Origin of the sequence: Niveibacterium sp. COAC-50, assembly GCF_013184235.1 — a bacterium.
GTDB classification, from domain to species: domain Bacteria; phylum Pseudomonadota; class Gammaproteobacteria; order Burkholderiales; family Rhodocyclaceae; genus Niveibacterium; species Niveibacterium microcysteis.
Genome location: NZ_JABCJM010000004.1, coordinates 89,144 through 104,276 on the forward strand (window position 1 = coordinate 89,144; position 15,133 = coordinate 104,276).

Here is a 15,133-nt window from a genome sequence, read left to right on the forward strand (position 1 = left end):
CGCACCCGCTGCGGCATCACTCCGCGTACAGCCGCACCGCGTTGCGGCCTTCCTTCTTGGCGCCGTACATCGCAGCATCGGCACGCCGCATCAGTTCATCCGGCGCACTCGTAGCCGCGCAGGTCATCGCCACCCCGATGCTGGCCCCCACCGCTACGTCGGCTCCGCTGTCGAGCGTGATCGGCGCCAGCACCGCTTCGCGTACCTTGTTCAGGATCGCGGTCGCGGCGTCCGCTTCGGTCACGCCGTCGAGCAGCAGCACGAATTCGTCGCCGCCCGGCCGCGCTACCGTGTCGGTGCGGCGCACCGCCCGCTCCAGCCTTTGCGCCACGACACGCAACACATGGTCACCCGCGTCGTGTCCGTGCGTGTCATTGATCTGTTTGAACCAGTCGAGGTCGATCATGGCGAGCGCGAAGCCGCGCGCCGGGTCGCGGGTGTGTTCGGCGAGCATGTTGGCGAGGCGACGGTTGAGGCCGAGGCGGTTCATCGCGCCGGTCAGGCTGTCGGTAATCGCCAGCTCCTGTGCGGCCTCCTCGGCGCGCTTGCGGTCCGAAATGTCGTTCGCGAGCCCTTGAAGGGCGCCGCCGCCGGCCGGTGTCAGCACGATCTGGATCCAGCGCTGCAGGCCGCTCTCTTCCGTCAGCACGAAGTCTTCGGAGACCGAGCGCTGGCGCTCGATGCAACGCGCCCGCAGCGCGTCGAGCGGCACCGCCAGCGACGGCAGCAACTCGCCCAGCGTGGGGCTTTCGTGTGGCGATTGCGGCCCGCCCAGCACCCGCACACAGGCGGGATTCCACGATTGCAGGCGACCATCGCCGGTCAGCGTGAACAGCCCGGTTTCGGCATTCTCGAAGATCAGGCGCATGCGCTGTTCATCCAGCTCGCGCTGCTCGCGCAGACTGCGCTCGGTGCGGATCAGCCCGGAGAACCCGGCGATCAGCGCGTTGGTGTCGCGCACCAGCCGCCCCAGCTCATCGTCGTCATGACCACGCGGCGTGGGGATCTGCCCACCTTCCTTGCCTTCGATGCGGTGCAGGCTGTCGGAGATCCGGCGGATCGGCCAGGTCACGAAGGCGCTGACCGCCATCAGCGCCGCCAGCACCACCGCCAGCATCTGCCCGCCCATCAGCGCGGCGACCCGCCAGGCGCGCTCGTAGGACACGTCGCGGATCAGCGCTTCGCTAGGTTCGACACGGATCTCGCAGATCGTTTCGCTCTCTGAAAACGGCGAATGCACCGGGCGGCTCAGGTAGTCGGCACCGGATGGCGGGCCGCCGGCCTCGGCAATCGCCGTGTTCGCCACCCGTACATCGGCCCGCCGGATATAGGGGTTCTTGACCAGGCCCTCAAGCGCCTGTTTCGCCAGCACGCGGTCGTCGACGAAACACGCCGTGCTGACCGTGCCTTCCACTGCGTCGATCAGCGCGATGCTCTGCCTCTGCATGGTCTCGCGCTCTTGCGCGCGGACGAAGGGCAGCGCGGCCAGCGCAAACGCGATGCCCACCACGCCGCCAACCAACAGGATGATCGCGGTGGTGCGCAGACCGAGGTTGCGACGGATGAGACGCAGCATCACTTGTCCCCCAGCTCGAACACGATGCGCACCCGGGCATCCGAGCGCGAGCGTTCGACGTAGCCGATACCGCCCGGATTGCGCTGCACCAGCGACAGGACTTCCTCGGTCGTCTCCGCCTGCACCGGCGGCGAAGCCTGGCCGGAGAAGGTGAGCCGCGCCCAGTAGGCACGCACCTCGCTCAGATCGCGCGACAGCAGCCGTTGGTAGAACTGCTGTTTCTCCTGCCCGGAACTGGTCAGCAGGTCGATCGGGCGCGCAGCGGTGCCATCCGGCAGTTTGCGCAACCGCCCCATGTAGAGATTGATCACGTCGTCGCGGGTGAGGCGCGCGACGGCGCAGCCTGGGTTGACCACCACCACGAGGTCCAGCGCCCATGCGCTCCCGGCCGGCCACAGCAGGCTCAGGAGACACAGCGCGGCGAGGCGGATCGCGGCCATGGCGTCAGAACACGAAATCGAGCACGGCGCTCAGCACCGTGGTTTTGAAAGCGTCCCCGGGGGCCGCGTCGTTGAACCACAGCACGATGCTGTGCGTGCCGTGGATGCGTTCGGCCTGCAACTTCAGCGCGATGTGGCTCGACAGGTCCCAGCGTGTGCCCAGCGCAACCGTCTGCAGGTTGTTGAGGTTGGATTCAAACATCTTGCCGACGGCGTTCTCCAGCGGCGCAAGCATCGGCCACGGCGGTAGACCCGATACCGGGTGGCTGTCCGGCGAGCGCGCACCCGATAACAGCAGATATGGCGTCAGCGCACCGACGCGATAGCCCAGGAGGGCGAAGCCCGCGTAGTACGGCGGGAGCGCATCGCTATCGGAACGGAAGTAGCTGCCAGCCAATTGCGCCTGAAGCGCACCTTGCTGGTAGCCCAGCGAAGCGGACAGGTAGCCGAAGTGTTTGCCCTCCACCGACAGGCGGTCGGCCAGCTCGGGGCCGCCGGGAATGCCACCGTTGCGAAGCGCGTCGTAGATGTCGGGGAAGGGAAAATCATGTGCGACGCGGATTTGGGTGTAGCCTAGCCGCGCGGTCCACGGCTCACCCTGGTATTCGAGGTAGGCGCCTACGAGTGGCGAATCGGCCAGATCGAATACCGCGCCCTGCGCGTCCGCCACCGCCTTGCCTACCGCCAGCCCGGCATAAGCCTTGAATTTCAGCGCATCGGCCCCGAGCGGCCAGATGTAGCTAACATCGAGACCATCGAGCGACTGCATCGGAATGCCGCCGTAGTAGTCCGGCGCGGGACGAACCGGCAGGTAGGAATAGCCAATGTTGGTCGAGTCGGCGAGCGGATAGACATCGAGCCCAAGGCGCCCGCCCCGCAGGGTCAGCGCCGCGTCCGGCGAATAGCTGAGGAAGCCCCAGCTCAGTTCGGGGCGCCACGAGCCATCGTAGCGGTAGCGCGACAGCGCCTGCACCACCGCTTCCCAATCGGCGCCGAGCTGATAGTTGAACTGCACGCCAATCCGCGTATCGACGTTTGCCGCCCCTGCCCCGCCCGCCACGCCGGTTGGTGCCTGCGTCACGTCGCGGCGATACTCGATGCCGTCGGCGCTGGCCCAGGTGCCGCCCAGCGTGCCAAAGCCGGCCAGCCGCCAAGGTCGGTCCGGGGACTCGTCCGCCCGTACGGCGACGCCGCTCGCGAGGCATAAGGCCGCGAGGACCACGCGGGTTTTCAGGACAGCGCTCACCAGCCCCCTCCGGAGTGCGCCGGGCATGCGCCGGCACTGAGGGTTAACGGCTGCCCGCTGCAGCGGCTTGAGGGCTGATCAGGCCGCCATGCCGGCGCTGTAGCCGCTCGCCCAGGCCCACTGGAAGTTGTAGCCGCCGAGCCAGCCGGTGACGTCCATCACCTCGCCGACGAAGAAAAGCCCGGGCACCGCCTTGGCCATCATCGTCTTCTGGTCCAGCGCGCGGGTGTCGACGCCGCCCGCCGTCACCTCCGCCTTGCGGTAGCCCTCCGAGCCTGCCGGCACCAGCTGCCACGCGTTCAGGCGCTGCGCCAGCTCGCGCAGTGTGCGATCCGGCATATCGGCCAGCGGCCGGCCGGCGTAGCCACTGGCAGCGGCCCAGTGTTCCGCAAGGCGGCGCGGCAGCCACTGCGCCAGGGCGTTCTGCAGCTGCTGCTTGTTCCCTGGCTTGGCGGCCAGCAGCGCTTCGGCAAGATCGGTGTCGGGCGCGAGATTCAGCGTGATCGCCTCACCCGGGCTCCAGAACGACGAAATCTGCAGGATCGCGGGGCCAGACAGACCGCGATGGGTGAACAGCAGATCCTCGCGAAAATGCCCACGCCGCTTGCCGCTGCCGCCGGAGACCTCCACCTCAAGCGACACCCCGGAGAGCTCGGCAAAAGGCGCCCAGTCAGCTGCAGCGAAGGTCAGCGGCACCAGAGCGGCGCGCGGCGGCACAAGGGGCAGATCGAACTGCTTCGCCAGCCGGAAGCCGAAATCGGTGGCCCCGATCTTCGGTATCGACAGTCCGCCAGTCGCCACCACCAGCGATGCCACCTCGATGCGGCCCAGGCTGGTCTCCAGACTGAAGCCAGCCTCGTCCCGCGCCACCTCGCCGACGCGGCAAGGCCGACGCCAGGCCACGCCACCGGCGGCGCATTCCGCCACCAGCAGGTCGATGATTTGCTGTGCGCTGTCGTCACAGAACAGCTGGCCCTTGTGCTTCTCGTGCCAGCGCACGCCATGGCGTTCGACGAGATCGAGGAAGTCGCGCGGCGTGTAGCGTGACAGCGCCGAGCGGCAGAAATGCGGGTTGTCCGACAGGTAGTTGGCAGGCCCGGCCTGCAGGTTGGTGAAATTGCAGCGCCCGCCGCCGGAGATGCGGATCTTTTCGGCCAGGTGCTCGGCGTGGTCGATCAGCACGACCCGCCGGCCGCGTTGCCCTGCAACCGCCGCGGCCATCATGCCGGCCGCGCCGGCGCCAATTACCGCCACATCGAACTGTTCTGCCATGCCGCACTCCAACGAGAGCGCGAGATCTTACCGGGCTGGCAGCAGGCCGGGCGGTTAGAATGAAAGCGCAACCCGGGTCCGCGGCGCCGCCGGTGTGCGATGCGGGAGCACCTCCGCAAGGGGATGCTCCCGCATCACACTTCGAAGCGTCACCATGAGCGAATCATTCCTGATCAATTTCACGCCGCAGGAAACCCGGGTCGCGATGCTGCTGAATGGCGTCGTGCAGGAACTGCATATCGAGCGCGAACACTCGCGCGGCTTTGTCGGCAACGTCTATCTGGGTCGCGTGGTCCGGGTGCTGCCCGGCATGCAATCGGCCTTCATCGACATCGGCCTCGAACGCACCGCCTTCCTGCATGTGGCGGACATCTGGTTCGATCGCCACGCCGGTGAAGTGCAGCGGCCGATCGAGAAGATTTTGCACGAAGGGCAGAACCTCGTCGTCCAGGTACTGAAAGACCCGATCGGCACCAAGGGCGCACGGCTATCGACGCAGATCAGCATCGCCGGGCGCCTGCTCGTCTATCTGCCGCAGGAAAAGCACATCGGCATCTCGCAGCGGATCGAGAGCGAAGAAGGCCGCCTCGCGCTGCGCGAGCGCCTGCACCAGCTGGTACCGGCCGACGAGACCGGTGGCTTCATCGTACGCACGATGGCCGAACGGGCGAGCAACGAAGAGCTTGGTGCCGACATCGCGTACCTGCGCAAGATCTGGAGCGAGATCAAGAGCCGCTCGGTCGGTGCGCATCCGCCTCTGGCGCTGTACCACGATCTGAACCTCGCCCAGCGCGTGCTGCGCGACCTGGTGACGCCCGAGACCGAGAAGATCGTCATCGACTCGCGCGAGAACTTCCAGAAGCTCAACGCCTTCGCCAGCGAGTACATGCCGCAAGTGGTGTCGTTGCTCGACCACTACACCGGCGAACGCACGCTGTTCGACCTGCACGGCGTCGAAGACGAGATCCAGAAGGCGCTGTCGCGCCGCGTGGATCTGAAGAGCGGCGGCTACCTGATCATCGACCAGACCGAGGCGCTCACAACGATTGACGTCAACACCGGCGGTTTTGTCGGCGCACGCACCTTCGACGACACGGTGTTCAAGACCAACCTCGAGGCGACGCTCGCGATCGCGCGCCAACTGCGGCTGCGCAACCTCGGCGGCATCATCCTGATCGATTTCATCGACATGGAAAGTGACGAACATCGCGCGGCGGTGCTGGCCGAGCTCAACAAGGCGCTGTCGCGCGACCACACCAAGGTGTCGGTCGGTGGCTTCACCTCACTGGGCCTCGTCGAGATGACGCGCAAGCGCACCCGCGAATCGCTCGCGCACATCCTGTGCGAGCCCTGCCCCACCTGCAGCGGCCGCGGCGAGATCAAGACATCGCGCACCGTGGCTTACGAGATCCTGCGCGAACTGGTGCGCGAGGCACGCCAGTTCAACGCCAAGGAATACCGCGTGCTGGCCGCACCTTCGGTGATCGACCTGTTCCTCGACGAAGAGTCGCAGGCGCTCGCGATGCTGTCAGACTTCATCGGCAAGCCGATCTCGCTGCAAGCGGAAACCAGCTACAACCCCGAGCAGTTCGACATCGTCCTGCTGTGATCGGCACGCTGCTGCTCGCCACCCGCCCGGCCTTCCTCAGCATCACGCTGGTTGCAGTGCTGGTCGGGCTGGCTACGCCGGTATCACAGGGCATTCCGATCCACGCCGGGCTCGCGTTGGCGAGCCTTGCGGTGGCATTGCTCGCGCACGCCGGCGCAAACGTGCTGAACGATTATCACGACCACCTGAACGGCTGCGACGCTGCCAATACCGAACGCGTAGCGCCCTACACCGGGGGCAGCCGCTTCATTCAGGACGGCCGCCTGACGCCCGAGCAAACGCGCCGGCTTGCGCTTGTGCTGCTCTCCGCAGCGGCCGCGATCGGCGCCTGGATCGTATCCGTCGCGGGCCTGCCCCTGCTGGCGCTCGGCGGCCTCGGGTTGGCGCTCGCCTGGGCCTATTCCGCCCCGCCCTTGAAGCTGCAGGCGCGCGGCCTCGGTGAGTGGGCAATCGTGGCGTGCTGGCTGCTGATCATTGTCGGATGCGACGCCGTGCAACGCCGCGCGCTGAGCCTCCAGCCCGTAGTCACCGGCCTGCCCCTCGCGTTGATGGCGGCGGCAATTCTGTTCATCAACCAGTTCCCGGACCGCGCCGCCGATGCGCAGGCCGGCAAGCGTACGCTGGTGGTCCGGCTCGGTCCGGAGGCCGCGAAGTGGGGGCTTTTCGGGCTCTTCATGGCCGCGTTGATCTGGGTTGTACTGATGATCGGTCGTCAGAATCTGCCCCAACTCTGCGGCATTTCGCTCGCGATGCTGCCGGTGGCAACAGCTGCATCACGCAAACTGGTCGCCCACGCGAGCGAGCCCGCTGCGCTGCGCCCTGCGATACGCAGCACGCTGCTTGCGGCGCACCTGCACGGCCTGCTGATGGCGGGCGCCCTGCTTTTGATCGGACGACACTGGCGATGAGAATTGAAGCCGTCATTTTCGACATGGATGGCCTGCTGCTCGATAGCGAGCGCGTGTCCTACGCCTGCGGGCGGGAAGCGTGCGAGGCGCTGGGCCTGCCCTGGCGCGAGGAAACAGCCCTCGCGATGATCGGGCGCAACGCACGCGACAACGCACTGCTGCTCGAAGGCCTGTTCGGCGACCCGCGTCATGTCGACGCCCATGCGGCCGAATTCGCGCGGCGCTACGAGGCCTTGATTGCTGCGGGCGCGATCCCGCTCAAGCCGGGCGTGACCGAATTGCTCGATCTACTGGATCGGCTGGCGCTGCCGCGCGCCGTTGCCACTTCGACGAGCCACGCGCGCGCGCAGTTCAAGCTTGAACGGGTAGGCCTGGCAGCGCGGATGCATGCCGTGATCGGCGGCGACCAGGTGCCGCAGGGCAAGCCCGCGCCGGACATCTTTCTCGCCGCGGCAGCGCGGCTCGGAATTGCGCCGGCGAACTGTCTCGCACTGGAAGACTCCAACGCCGGTGCGCGCGCCGCGTTGGCCGCTGGTATGCAAGTTCGCATGGTGCCCGACCTGCTGGCCCCAGATGCCGATGTGATCGCCGCCGGGGCGCGCATCGTGCCGTCCCTCTTTGCCGTCATCGAGGAGCTCGCGTGAAACTGCTTTGTCTTCCGCTACTGCTGGGCGCATATTCCGCGCTGGCCCAACCGCAGACGCCCAACACCGCCGCGCCCGCTACGTCGAACGGCCCGGTCGGATCCACCGCGTTTTGCCTGTTTGCGCTGCCGCCGGAGAACGGTAACCAGCGTTGGGTGAACCTGGGGATCGTGCAATACGTCGAAGCGCGCGCCGATGCGGTGCAGATCACCTACGGCGGCGGCAACCTCGGCAGTGGCTACGACGCGAAGATTCCGGTGAAATCGGCCGACGAGGCACGCGCGGTGATGCAAAAGCTGCGGCAAACCGCGGAGGACTGTGCGCGCCGCCCGGCCGCCTCGACCAGCACAACGAAGGAAGACACACGATGAAGCTGATCGGCATGCTCGACTCGCCCTATGTGCGCCGCGTGGCCATCTCGGCCAGGCTGATGGGCGTTGCCCTCGAACACGAATCGGTATCGGTGTTCCGGCACATGGATCGTTTCTCGGCGATCAACCCCTTGATCAAGGCGCCGACGCTGATTTGCGACGACGGCGGCATCCTGATGGACAGCACGCTGATCCTCGACCATGTCGAGGCCCATGCCGACGCGACACGCCGCCTGACACCCGCCGAGGGCCCGCCACGGCAGCAAGCGCTGTACCGTGTGGGCGTCGCGCTCGTTGCAATGGAAAAGGCGGTGCAGTGGTACTACGAGATCGCGCTGCGGCCTGAAACCAAGCGCTGGGACGACTGGATCGCCCGCATCAGCCTGCAGTTGCAGCGCGCGTTCGAGCTGCTGGAAGTCGCCTTGCCGGCCGAGGGCTGGTTCGGCGGCGACCACCTGGACTCGGCCGACGTGGCGTGCGCTGTCGCATGGCGTTTCACCCACTTCGTGCTGCCCGGCAAGCTTGACGCGGCGGACTTCCCTCGCATCGCAGCCCATTCCGCCCGGGCCGAAGCGCGGCCCGAATTTCTCGCCTGCCCGCTGGAATGAAACAGGCCGCCCGCGGGCGGCCCGTTTGTTTCTGAGCAGAGAAGGCGCTCAGCGTTCCATGATCTGGACGATGTCGTCCTTCGGAATCATGGTCGCCTTGCCGTCGGCATCCTTCAGCTTGTACATGCCGCTCTTCTCATCGAGTTGAGGCTTGCCGTCAGATACCAGCATGCGGCCTTCCTTGGTGCTCAGGATGTACTGACTGCCACCGCATGCGGCGAGCCCGAGCGACAGTGCAACTGCGGTCACCACGGCCATCGAAAGCTGTTTCATCTCCGAACCTCCCTTGATGCGTTGATGGTTGCCGACCCGTAGCTTCTTCTTGTGGGTCGCGAAACAAGTCTAGCCCAGCAAAACCGGGCCTGCCACCGCGATTCGCGCCGCTACCCGTACAATCTCCGCTTTACTTGATGTGCTCGAACATGATCGGACGCCTGCGCGGCACCCTCGCCGAAAAGAACCCGCCACAGATCCTGCTGGATGTGGGTGGGGTCGGCTATGAACTGGAGGTGCCGATGAGCACCTTCTACAACCTGCCCGCCACCGGACAGCCGGTTACCCTGCACACGCACATGGCCGTGCGCGAGGACGGGCACTTCCTGTACGGCTTCGGGTCGGAAGATGAACGCGTGGCCTTCCGCCAGTTGCTGAAGATCTCCGGCATCGGCGCACGAACCGCACTTGCGGTGCTGTCGGGGCTGTCGGTGACCGAGCTTGCGCAGGTGGTGGCCTCGCAGGAGCCCGGCCGCCTGACCAAGGTGCCCGGCATCGGCAAGAAGACCGCCGAGCGCTTGCTGCTCGAACTGCGCGACAAACTGCCCAAGGCCCTGCCCGCCGCGCACGCCCATGCGGCAACTGCGGCCGCCGGCGCCCAGGGCGACATCGCCAACGCGCTGCTGGCGCTCGGCTACAACGACAAGGAAGCGCAGGCGGCGCTGAAACAGTTGCCGGCCGACATCGGCGTCTCCGATGGCATCCGTGCAGCATTGAAGCTGCTCTCCAAAGTCTGATCCACGCCGCGACGGGCGTCGCAGGCCTTACATGCAGGACGCATCATGAACGCAGAAATCGAAATCCACCGCCCGCTCGACGACGACGAACTCGACACGCTGGATGATTTGCTGAGCCAGTTCCCGGACTCGCTGTCGCTCGAAGAGATGGACGGCCTGTTCTGTGCGCTGGTGGTCGGCCCCGAGGTCGTATCACCCGCAGAATGGGTGCCCGCAGTGCTGGGCGCCGAGAAGCCCGAGTGGGAATCCGACGCGCAGGCGCGCCAGACGATCGAGCTGCTGATGCGCCACTGGAACACCGTCGCCACCGGATTCCGCGAGGATTGGTCCGGCGTCAGCGCGGAAGAAGGTTCGGAGTCGATGTACTTCCCGCTGCTCGATGACCCGGAAGAGAGCGGCCACCCCCTCGCCGAAGGCTGGGCGCGCGGGTTCCGCGATGGCCTGGAGTGGATGGATGACGCGCACTGGGATGCGCTCGAAGAGGACGAAGACTGCGTCACGCTGCTGAACCTGATCGCGGCGATGGACTCGGGCGAAAAATCCGCCGGGCATCCGCTCTCCGACGATGAGCGCGACGAGATCCTCAGCCCGCTCGTAGCCGGTCTGCAGTACCTCTACGCCTTCTGGCGCCGCTATCTGCGCGTGGTCACCGCGCCGCGGGTGCCGATGCGCGCGCCGGAACTGCCGGGCCGCAACGACATCTGCCCCTGCGGGAGCGGCAAGAAGTTCAAGAAGTGCTGCGGCTCGCCGGAAAAGCTGCACTGACCTACCCGCCACTGCGTGACGACGGCCCGTAACGGGCCGCACGCCACGCGCGCCCGCGCTGCGGGCCGAATCCATTGACCCACGCCTGATGTCCGCCCATCCGCTCCGCAGCTACGCCCTGTTGTTCGCCTCGATGGCCGTCGTTGGCAGCTACGTCGCGCTGTCGAAGCCGCTCGTGGCTGCGCTGCCGGTGTTTCTGCTCGCGTGGTTGCGCTTTGGCATCGGCGGGCTCGCAATGCTGCGCCAAACGCTGCCGCGCCGCGACGAACGCATCAGTGGGGCGACCTGGCGCGCGCTGTTCCTGCAAAGCTTCTTCGGCAACTTTCTGTTCTCGATCTGCATGCTGTACGGCGTATCGCAAACATCGGCCACTGCGGCCGGCGTGATCCTCGCGACGCTGCCCGCGATGGTCGCGCTGCAGTCGCGGGTGATCCTTGGCGAACGCCTCGCGCCGCGCAACCTCGTCGCGGTGCTGCTCGCGGTCGTCGGCATCGCGACGCTGGGGCTGTCGAAAGGCGAGGCAGGTCAAAGCTCGCTGGTGGGCAACCTGCTGCTGATCGGTGCCGTAGCCTGCGAGGCCGCCTATGTGGTGATTGGCAAACGCGTCTCGGCCCACCTGCCGCCGCTGCGCGTCTCGGCGCTGATCAACCTCGTCGGCCTGCTGCTGATGACACCGTTCGGGCTGTGGCAGGCGATCGGCTTCGATTTCGCCGGCGTCGCCCCCGGCATGTGGGTACTGCTGGTGTTCTACGCGCTTGGCGCGAGCGTGTTCTCGGTGTGGTTGTGGATGAGCGGCCTGCGCGGCGTGCCGGCCAACCATGCCGGTGTGTTCACGATTGCGCTGCCACTCGCGGCAAGTGCGGTCGGCGTCGCCTTCCTCGGCGAAACACTGCGCCTGCCGCACTTCGTCGCTTTCGGCTGCGCGGTCGCAGGCGTAGTGCTTACTGCCTGGCCGCGGCGCAGCACCCCGGCAGGCTGAAGCGCAGGGCCGGCCACAAGCCCTAAGCCGGCCGCGCGGGTTTCTCCTGCCGCAGCTCGCGCACGCGCGTGAGGTGGCCTTTGAGCCAGCCGGCGAGCTCGTCGCCGGGCATCGGCCTGGCGATCAGGAAGCCCTGCGCGACCGAGCAGCCGGACTCTTGCAGCAGGCGCCAATCCTCCATCGTCTCGACGCCCTCGGCCACCGACACCAGGCCAAGCCGGTTCGACATATCGAGCGCCGACTGCAGGATCACCTTCAAGTGCTGCTTCCGGCTCGCACCGTGCACGAAGCTGCGATCGATCTTCAGTTCGGTGAAGGGAATGCGGGCGAGCTGCTGCATCGATGAAAAGCCGGTGCCGTAGTCGTCGATCGACAGCCCGAAGCCTTTCAAACGCAGCCGCGCGAGCGTGCCCAGTGCAGCGCCAAGATTGGCCACCACTGAACTCTCGGTGATCTCCCAGACGATCTGCTCGGCGGGCACGCCACTGGCTTCCTGCAGCAAGCGCATTTCCTGCGGAAAGCCCGGAGTGTCGAGCGACAGCGGTGACAGGTTGATCGCCATCGTCAGGCGCAGCTCGCGCGCGTTCCACTGCGCCGCCTGCGCCAGCGCGCGCTCGGTCATCTTCATCGTCAGTTCGCGGATCAGGCCGGAGCGTTCCGCCAGCGGGATGAAGGTGTCGGGCGCGATCATGCCGCGCTCCGGGTGTTGCCAACGCGCAAGCGCTTCGACGCCCTTGATCATCCCGCTGCGCACATCGACCTTGGGCTGATAGTACGGAACGATCTGCCCACCGCGGATCGCATCGGCCAGCTCCGACTCGCCGAGCGGCACGAAGATCGCGGCGGAACCCTGAGCAATCGCCTTGCCCGCGCGTCCGATGCGGTCCAGCGCATCAGCCAGCTGCTCGGCGCCCAGCGGCTTCTGCAGCGCAGCGACAATCTCGAGCCCGAGTGCCGCAGTCATCGCCTCGACCGAGTCAATCAAGGTCAGATCACGGCTGGACGCCACCATGATCGGGATCTGGATGCCCCGCTCGCGCAACTGCTGGATCAGCTCGACGCCGTCCATGTCCGGCATTTCGAGATCGATCACCAGCAGCGCCGGCGGCACGGTCAGCAGGGCAAGCAATTCGAGCGCCTCGACGCCGTTGCCGGCTTCGTACACCAGCTGGATGCCCAGCCCCTTCGCAAGCGCCACCGCGTGCTGGCGCTGCACCGCGCTGTCGTCAACGACGAGCACGGAGTCCACCTGCGGATAACGTTTATCGTCCATGGCGCTCGATCACTCCCGCAACCTGCGACAGCGAGATCACTTCGGTCACGCCACCATGCTCGATCGCCTCCTTCGGCATGCCGAACACCACGCAGCTGGCCTCGTCTTGCGCGAAGGTCTTGGCGCCGGTGTCGAACATTTCCTTCATGCCACGCGCGCCGTCGTCACCCATGCCGGTCATGATCACGCCGACCGCGTTGCGCCCGGCCGCCTTGGCGACCGAGCGGAACAGCACATCCACCGAGGGGCGGTGACGACTCACCAGCGGGCCGTCGATGACCTCGACGAAATACTGCGCGCCGCTGCGCTTGACGACCATGTGCTTGCCGCCGGGTGCGATCAGTGCGCGGCCGGGCACGATGCGGTCGTTGTGCTCCGCCTCCTTCACATCGATCTCGCTGAGCGAATCGAGTCGCTTGGCAAAGCTCTGCGTGAACTTCTCCGGCATGTGCTGCACCACCACGATGCCGGGGCTGTTGCGCGGCAGCGCCGAGAGCACCACTTCCAGCGCCTGCGTACCCCCGGTCGAGGTACCCACGGCAACGATCTTCTCGGTCGTCGGCAAGTGGCTGTTGGCGACCGGCGCATCAAGCACTGCATCGGCGGTGAGTTTTGGCGCCGGCGCTCCCGGCACCTTCGTGCGTTGTGGGTCCGCCCGCAGCGGTGCGGTGCGCAGGCGGCCAACGCGTGCACACGCTGCAGCGCGAATCGCCGAAACGAGATCGGCGGAGCTGTCCTGCAGAAAGTCCTTCAGGCCCAGCGTCGGCTTGGTGATCGCACTCAGTGCACCGGCAGAGAGCGCCTCCATCGTGATGTCGGCGCCCTTCTCGGTCAGCGTCGAACAGATCACCACCGGCGTCGGCCGCGTGCTCATGATCTTCTTCAGGAAGGTGATGCCGTCCATGCGCGGCATCTCGATGTCGAGCACGATCACGTCGGGCCACTGCTGTTGCATCTTCGCCATCGCGAAGATCGGGTCGGCCGCGGTGGCGATCACCTTGATGTCGTGGTGGCGCTTGAGCACGTCTTCCATGACCTGCCGCACCACCGCGGAGTCATCGACGATCATCACGTTGATAGGCATCAGCCCAATCTCCCGGTTTCCGGCCGCGCCGCTGAGCGCCGCCCGCCCATCACACCCTGCCCGCGCTTGACCCAGACATCCCCGCTGCTCAATTCAAAGCGCAGGTAACGATAGCCATCGCCGGTCAAATCCACCGCCGATGCAACCAGCCCCAGGGATTCGATCTGCTGCATCACGAATCGCGCGTTCTGGTCCCCCACACTGCCATGGCGAGGCTCCATATCGAGCACCCGGCCTCCTCCGAAAATCTTCACCGTGTAGTCCGCCAGCCGCGTGCCGCGTCGCCGCGCGTGGTCCACCAAGGCCTGGATTGCATCGGTGCCATAGCGCCCGTCCGGCGCAGCAAGGCGCAGCCTCACATCGACCGGGCGGCGCGGCAGCAGGAAGTGGCACATGCCGCCAATGCGGCGCTCCGGATGCCAGATCGTCACCGCCACGCAGGACCCAAGCAGCGTCTCGATGCGCTCGTCGCCTTCGCCAAAGTAGACGCCACCCGGATTGATGAAGACGCGGTGGCTCATGGCAGCGGCTTGCGGTGAATCGAAGGCGCCCAGGATTCGAACCCCTCAAGCAATCCGTTCATGGATTCGGAATGGCCAACGAACAGCCAGCCGCCGGGCCGCAGCTGCGAGGTGACGTTGGCCAGTACCTTCTGTTTGGTCGGGCGATCGAAATAGATCAGCACGTTGCGCAGAAAAATCACGTCGAAGCGCGCGTTGTGGCGGGGCGCTTCAGTCAGATTGGTCTGCTTGAATTCGACTCGTTCGCGCAGCGCGCGTTCAACGAGAAAGTGCCCCTGATACTCGCCGATGCCCTTGAGGCAGTAGCGCTTCAGGTAGGTATGCGGAATCTTCTGGCCGCGCGACATCGGGTACAAGCCGCGGCGCGCATAACGCAGCACCCGCGAGCTGACATCCGATGCAACGACGCGCCAGGGCGCCCCCGGCCGCAGTTCCTGCAGCAGCATCGCGATCGTGTAGGGCTCCTCGCCGGTCGAGCAGGCTGCGCTCCACACATCGAAGCCGTGGGGCGGCACGTTGGGCACCACCTCTTTCTGCATGAACTCGAAGTGGTGCGGCTCGCGAAAGAAGTAGGTTTCGTTGGTGGTGATCAGGTCGATGGCGCGCTGGCGCTCCTCCACCCCATCGGGTGCCGCGATCAGGTCGTGATAGTCGCGATAACGGGTGATGCCCAGCTCCGCGAGTCGGTTGCCCAACCGCCCGCACAGCAAGGGCTTCTTCGACTCCGCGAGGTGAATACCGACGTGCTGATAGAAGAGCTGCTGGAACAGCCGCATCTCCTGGTCGCTGGCCTCGGCGGGTCGCTCCCGCATCACGCCCATCGATGA

17 protein-coding genes are annotated in these 15,133 nt (G+C 66.4%); 8 read left to right on the plus strand and 9 right to left on the minus strand.

Translation table 11 applies throughout. The features are described from left to right. Positions 1–16: 16 nt before the first annotated feature. The 4 genes from HH302_RS15935 to HH302_RS15950 all read right to left on the minus strand — a co-directional run bounded on the left by HH302_RS15935 (position 17) and on the right by HH302_RS15950 (position 4,534). Positions 17–1,576, minus strand: a complete 1,560-nt coding sequence (locus tag HH302_RS15935; protein ID WP_172203240.1) for a sensor domain-containing diguanylate cyclase — start codon at positions 1,574–1,576, stop codon at positions 17–19. Continuing rightward, a complete protein-coding gene (locus tag HH302_RS15940; RefSeq protein ID WP_172203241.1) occupies positions 1,576–2,016 on the minus strand; it encodes a hypothetical protein in 441 nt (146 codons plus the stop codon). Before HH302_RS15940 ends, HH302_RS15935 begins: the two co-directional genes overlap by 1 nt. A 4-nt stretch (positions 2,017–2,020) precedes the next feature. After that, positions 2,021–3,262, minus strand: a complete 1,242-nt coding sequence (locus HH302_RS15945) for a hypothetical protein (protein WP_172203242.1) — start codon at positions 3,260–3,262, stop codon at positions 2,021–2,023. Positions 3,263–3,340: 78 nt separating this feature from the next. Next, a complete protein-coding gene (locus HH302_RS15950) occupies positions 3,341–4,534 on the minus strand; it encodes an NAD(P)/FAD-dependent oxidoreductase (RefSeq protein ID WP_172203243.1) in 1,194 nt (397 codons plus the stop codon). 154 nt (positions 4,535–4,688) lie between these two features. Here HH302_RS15950 and rng point away from each other — a divergent pair, with 154 nt between their 5' ends. The 5 genes from rng to HH302_RS15975 are packed head-to-tail and all read left to right on the plus strand — an operon-like array spanning position 4,689 to position 8,674. Then, positions 4,689–6,143, plus strand: a complete 1,455-nt coding sequence (gene rng, locus HH302_RS15955; RefSeq protein WP_172203244.1) for a ribonuclease G — start codon at positions 4,689–4,691, stop codon at positions 6,141–6,143. After that, on the plus strand, positions 6,140–7,051 hold the full coding sequence (locus HH302_RS15960; protein ID WP_172203245.1) for a prenyltransferase: 912 nt from the start codon (positions 6,140–6,142) through the stop codon (positions 7,049–7,051). The genes rng and HH302_RS15960 overlap by 4 nt, the downstream gene beginning before the upstream one ends. Next, entirely contained in the window at positions 7,048–7,695 is a 648-nt protein-coding gene (locus HH302_RS15965) for an HAD family phosphatase (RefSeq protein WP_172203246.1), read from the plus strand. The genes HH302_RS15960 and HH302_RS15965 overlap by 4 nt, the downstream gene beginning before the upstream one ends. Next, entirely contained in the window at positions 7,692–8,066 is a 375-nt protein-coding gene (locus tag HH302_RS15970) for a hypothetical protein (protein ID WP_172203247.1), read from the plus strand. Before HH302_RS15965 ends, HH302_RS15970 begins: the two co-directional genes overlap by 4 nt. After that, positions 8,063–8,674 (plus strand): glutathione S-transferase family protein, encoded by a 612-nt coding sequence (locus HH302_RS15975; protein ID WP_172203248.1) that lies wholly within the window; start codon positions 8,063–8,065, stop codon positions 8,672–8,674. The genes HH302_RS15970 and HH302_RS15975 overlap by 4 nt, the downstream gene beginning before the upstream one ends. A gap of 48 nt (positions 8,675–8,722) precedes the next feature. On the opposite strand, the gene HH302_RS15980 is transcribed toward HH302_RS15975, so the two are convergent. Beyond that, positions 8,723–8,947, minus strand: coding sequence for a YgdI/YgdR family lipoprotein (locus HH302_RS15980; RefSeq protein ID WP_172203249.1), 225 nt, complete (start codon positions 8,945–8,947; stop codon positions 8,723–8,725). A 149-nt stretch (positions 8,948–9,096) separates the two neighbouring features. Here HH302_RS15980 and ruvA point away from each other — a divergent pair, with 149 nt between their 5' ends. The 3 genes from ruvA (at position 9,097) to HH302_RS15995 (ending at position 11,428) form a co-directional block, all read left to right on the plus strand. Continuing rightward, positions 9,097–9,684, plus strand: coding sequence for a Holliday junction branch migration protein RuvA (gene ruvA, locus HH302_RS15985; RefSeq protein WP_172203250.1), 588 nt, complete (start codon positions 9,097–9,099; stop codon positions 9,682–9,684). 45 nt (positions 9,685–9,729) lie between these two features. Continuing rightward, positions 9,730–10,449 (plus strand): UPF0149 family protein, encoded by a 720-nt coding sequence (locus HH302_RS15990; RefSeq protein ID WP_172203478.1) that lies wholly within the window; start codon positions 9,730–9,732, stop codon positions 10,447–10,449. 88 nt (positions 10,450–10,537) lie between these two features. Beyond that, complete coding sequence (locus tag HH302_RS15995) at positions 10,538–11,428, plus strand: DMT family transporter (RefSeq protein WP_172203251.1); 891 nt, start codon at positions 10,538–10,540, stop codon at positions 11,426–11,428. 22 nt (positions 11,429–11,450) lie between these two features. On the opposite strand, the gene HH302_RS16000 is transcribed toward HH302_RS15995, so the two are convergent. The 4 genes from HH302_RS16000 to HH302_RS16015 are packed head-to-tail and all read right to left on the minus strand — an operon-like array spanning position 11,451 to position 15,118. Further along, the gene (locus tag HH302_RS16000; RefSeq protein WP_172203252.1) at positions 11,451–12,701 is read right to left on the minus strand and encodes an EAL domain-containing response regulator; all 1,251 of its coding nucleotides are present in this window, start codon (positions 12,699–12,701) and stop codon (positions 11,451–11,453) included. After that, entirely contained in the window at positions 12,691–13,785 is a 1,095-nt protein-coding gene (locus HH302_RS16005; protein ID WP_172203253.1) for a chemotaxis response regulator protein-glutamate methylesterase, read from the minus strand. Before HH302_RS16005 ends, HH302_RS16000 begins: the two co-directional genes overlap by 11 nt. Continuing rightward, on the minus strand, positions 13,785–14,306 hold the full coding sequence (locus HH302_RS16010) for a chemotaxis protein CheD (protein WP_172203254.1): 522 nt from the start codon (positions 14,304–14,306) through the stop codon (positions 13,785–13,787). Before HH302_RS16010 ends, HH302_RS16005 begins: the two co-directional genes overlap by 1 nt. Then, positions 14,303–15,118: a protein-glutamate O-methyltransferase CheR gene (locus tag HH302_RS16015; protein WP_253946177.1), complete on the minus strand. Its 816-nt coding sequence runs from the start codon at positions 15,116–15,118 to the stop codon at positions 14,303–14,305. Before HH302_RS16015 ends, HH302_RS16010 begins: the two co-directional genes overlap by 4 nt. Positions 15,119–15,133 lie beyond the last annotated feature (15 nt).

Coding starts and splice junctions, on each gene's coding strand:
- HH302_RS15935 (WP_172203240.1), bottom strand. CDS start 1,576: ATGCTGCGTCTCATCCGTCGCAACCTCGGTCTGCGCACCACCGCGATC.
- HH302_RS15940 (WP_172203241.1), bottom strand. CDS start 2,016: ATGGCCGCGATCCGCCTCGCCGCGCTGTGTCTCCTGAGCCTGCTGTGG.
- HH302_RS15950 (WP_172203243.1), bottom strand. CDS start 4,534: ATGGCAGAACAGTTCGATGTGGCGGTAATTGGCGCCGGCGCGGCCGGC.
- rng (WP_172203244.1), top strand. CDS start 4,689: ATGAGCGAATCATTCCTGATCAATTTCACGCCGCAGGAAACCCGGGTC.
- HH302_RS15965 (WP_172203246.1), top strand. CDS start 7,048: ATGAGAATTGAAGCCGTCATTTTCGACATGGATGGCCTGCTGCTCGAT.
- HH302_RS15975 (WP_172203248.1), top strand. CDS start 8,063: ATGAAGCTGATCGGCATGCTCGACTCGCCCTATGTGCGCCGCGTGGCC.
- HH302_RS15980 (WP_172203249.1), bottom strand. CDS start 8,947: ATGAAACAGCTTTCGATGGCCGTGGTGACCGCAGTTGCACTGTCGCTC.
- ruvA (WP_172203250.1), top strand. CDS start 9,097: ATGATCGGACGCCTGCGCGGCACCCTCGCCGAAAAGAACCCGCCACAG.
- HH302_RS15990 (WP_172203478.1), top strand. CDS start 9,730: ATGAACGCAGAAATCGAAATCCACCGCCCGCTCGACGACGACGAACTC.
- HH302_RS15995 (WP_172203251.1), top strand. CDS start 10,538: ATGTCCGCCCATCCGCTCCGCAGCTACGCCCTGTTGTTCGCCTCGATG.
- HH302_RS16000 (WP_172203252.1), bottom strand. CDS start 12,701: ATGGACGATAAACGTTATCCGCAGGTGGACTCCGTGCTCGTCGTTGAC.
- HH302_RS16005 (WP_172203253.1), bottom strand. CDS start 13,785: ATGCCTATCAACGTGATGATCGTCGATGACTCCGCGGTGGTGCGGCAG.
- HH302_RS16010 (WP_172203254.1), bottom strand. CDS start 14,306: ATGAGCCACCGCGTCTTCATCAATCCGGGTGGCGTCTACTTTGGCGAA.
- HH302_RS16015 (WP_253946177.1), bottom strand. CDS start 15,118: ATGCGGGAGCGACCCGCCGAGGCCAGCGACCAGGAGATGCGGCTGTTC.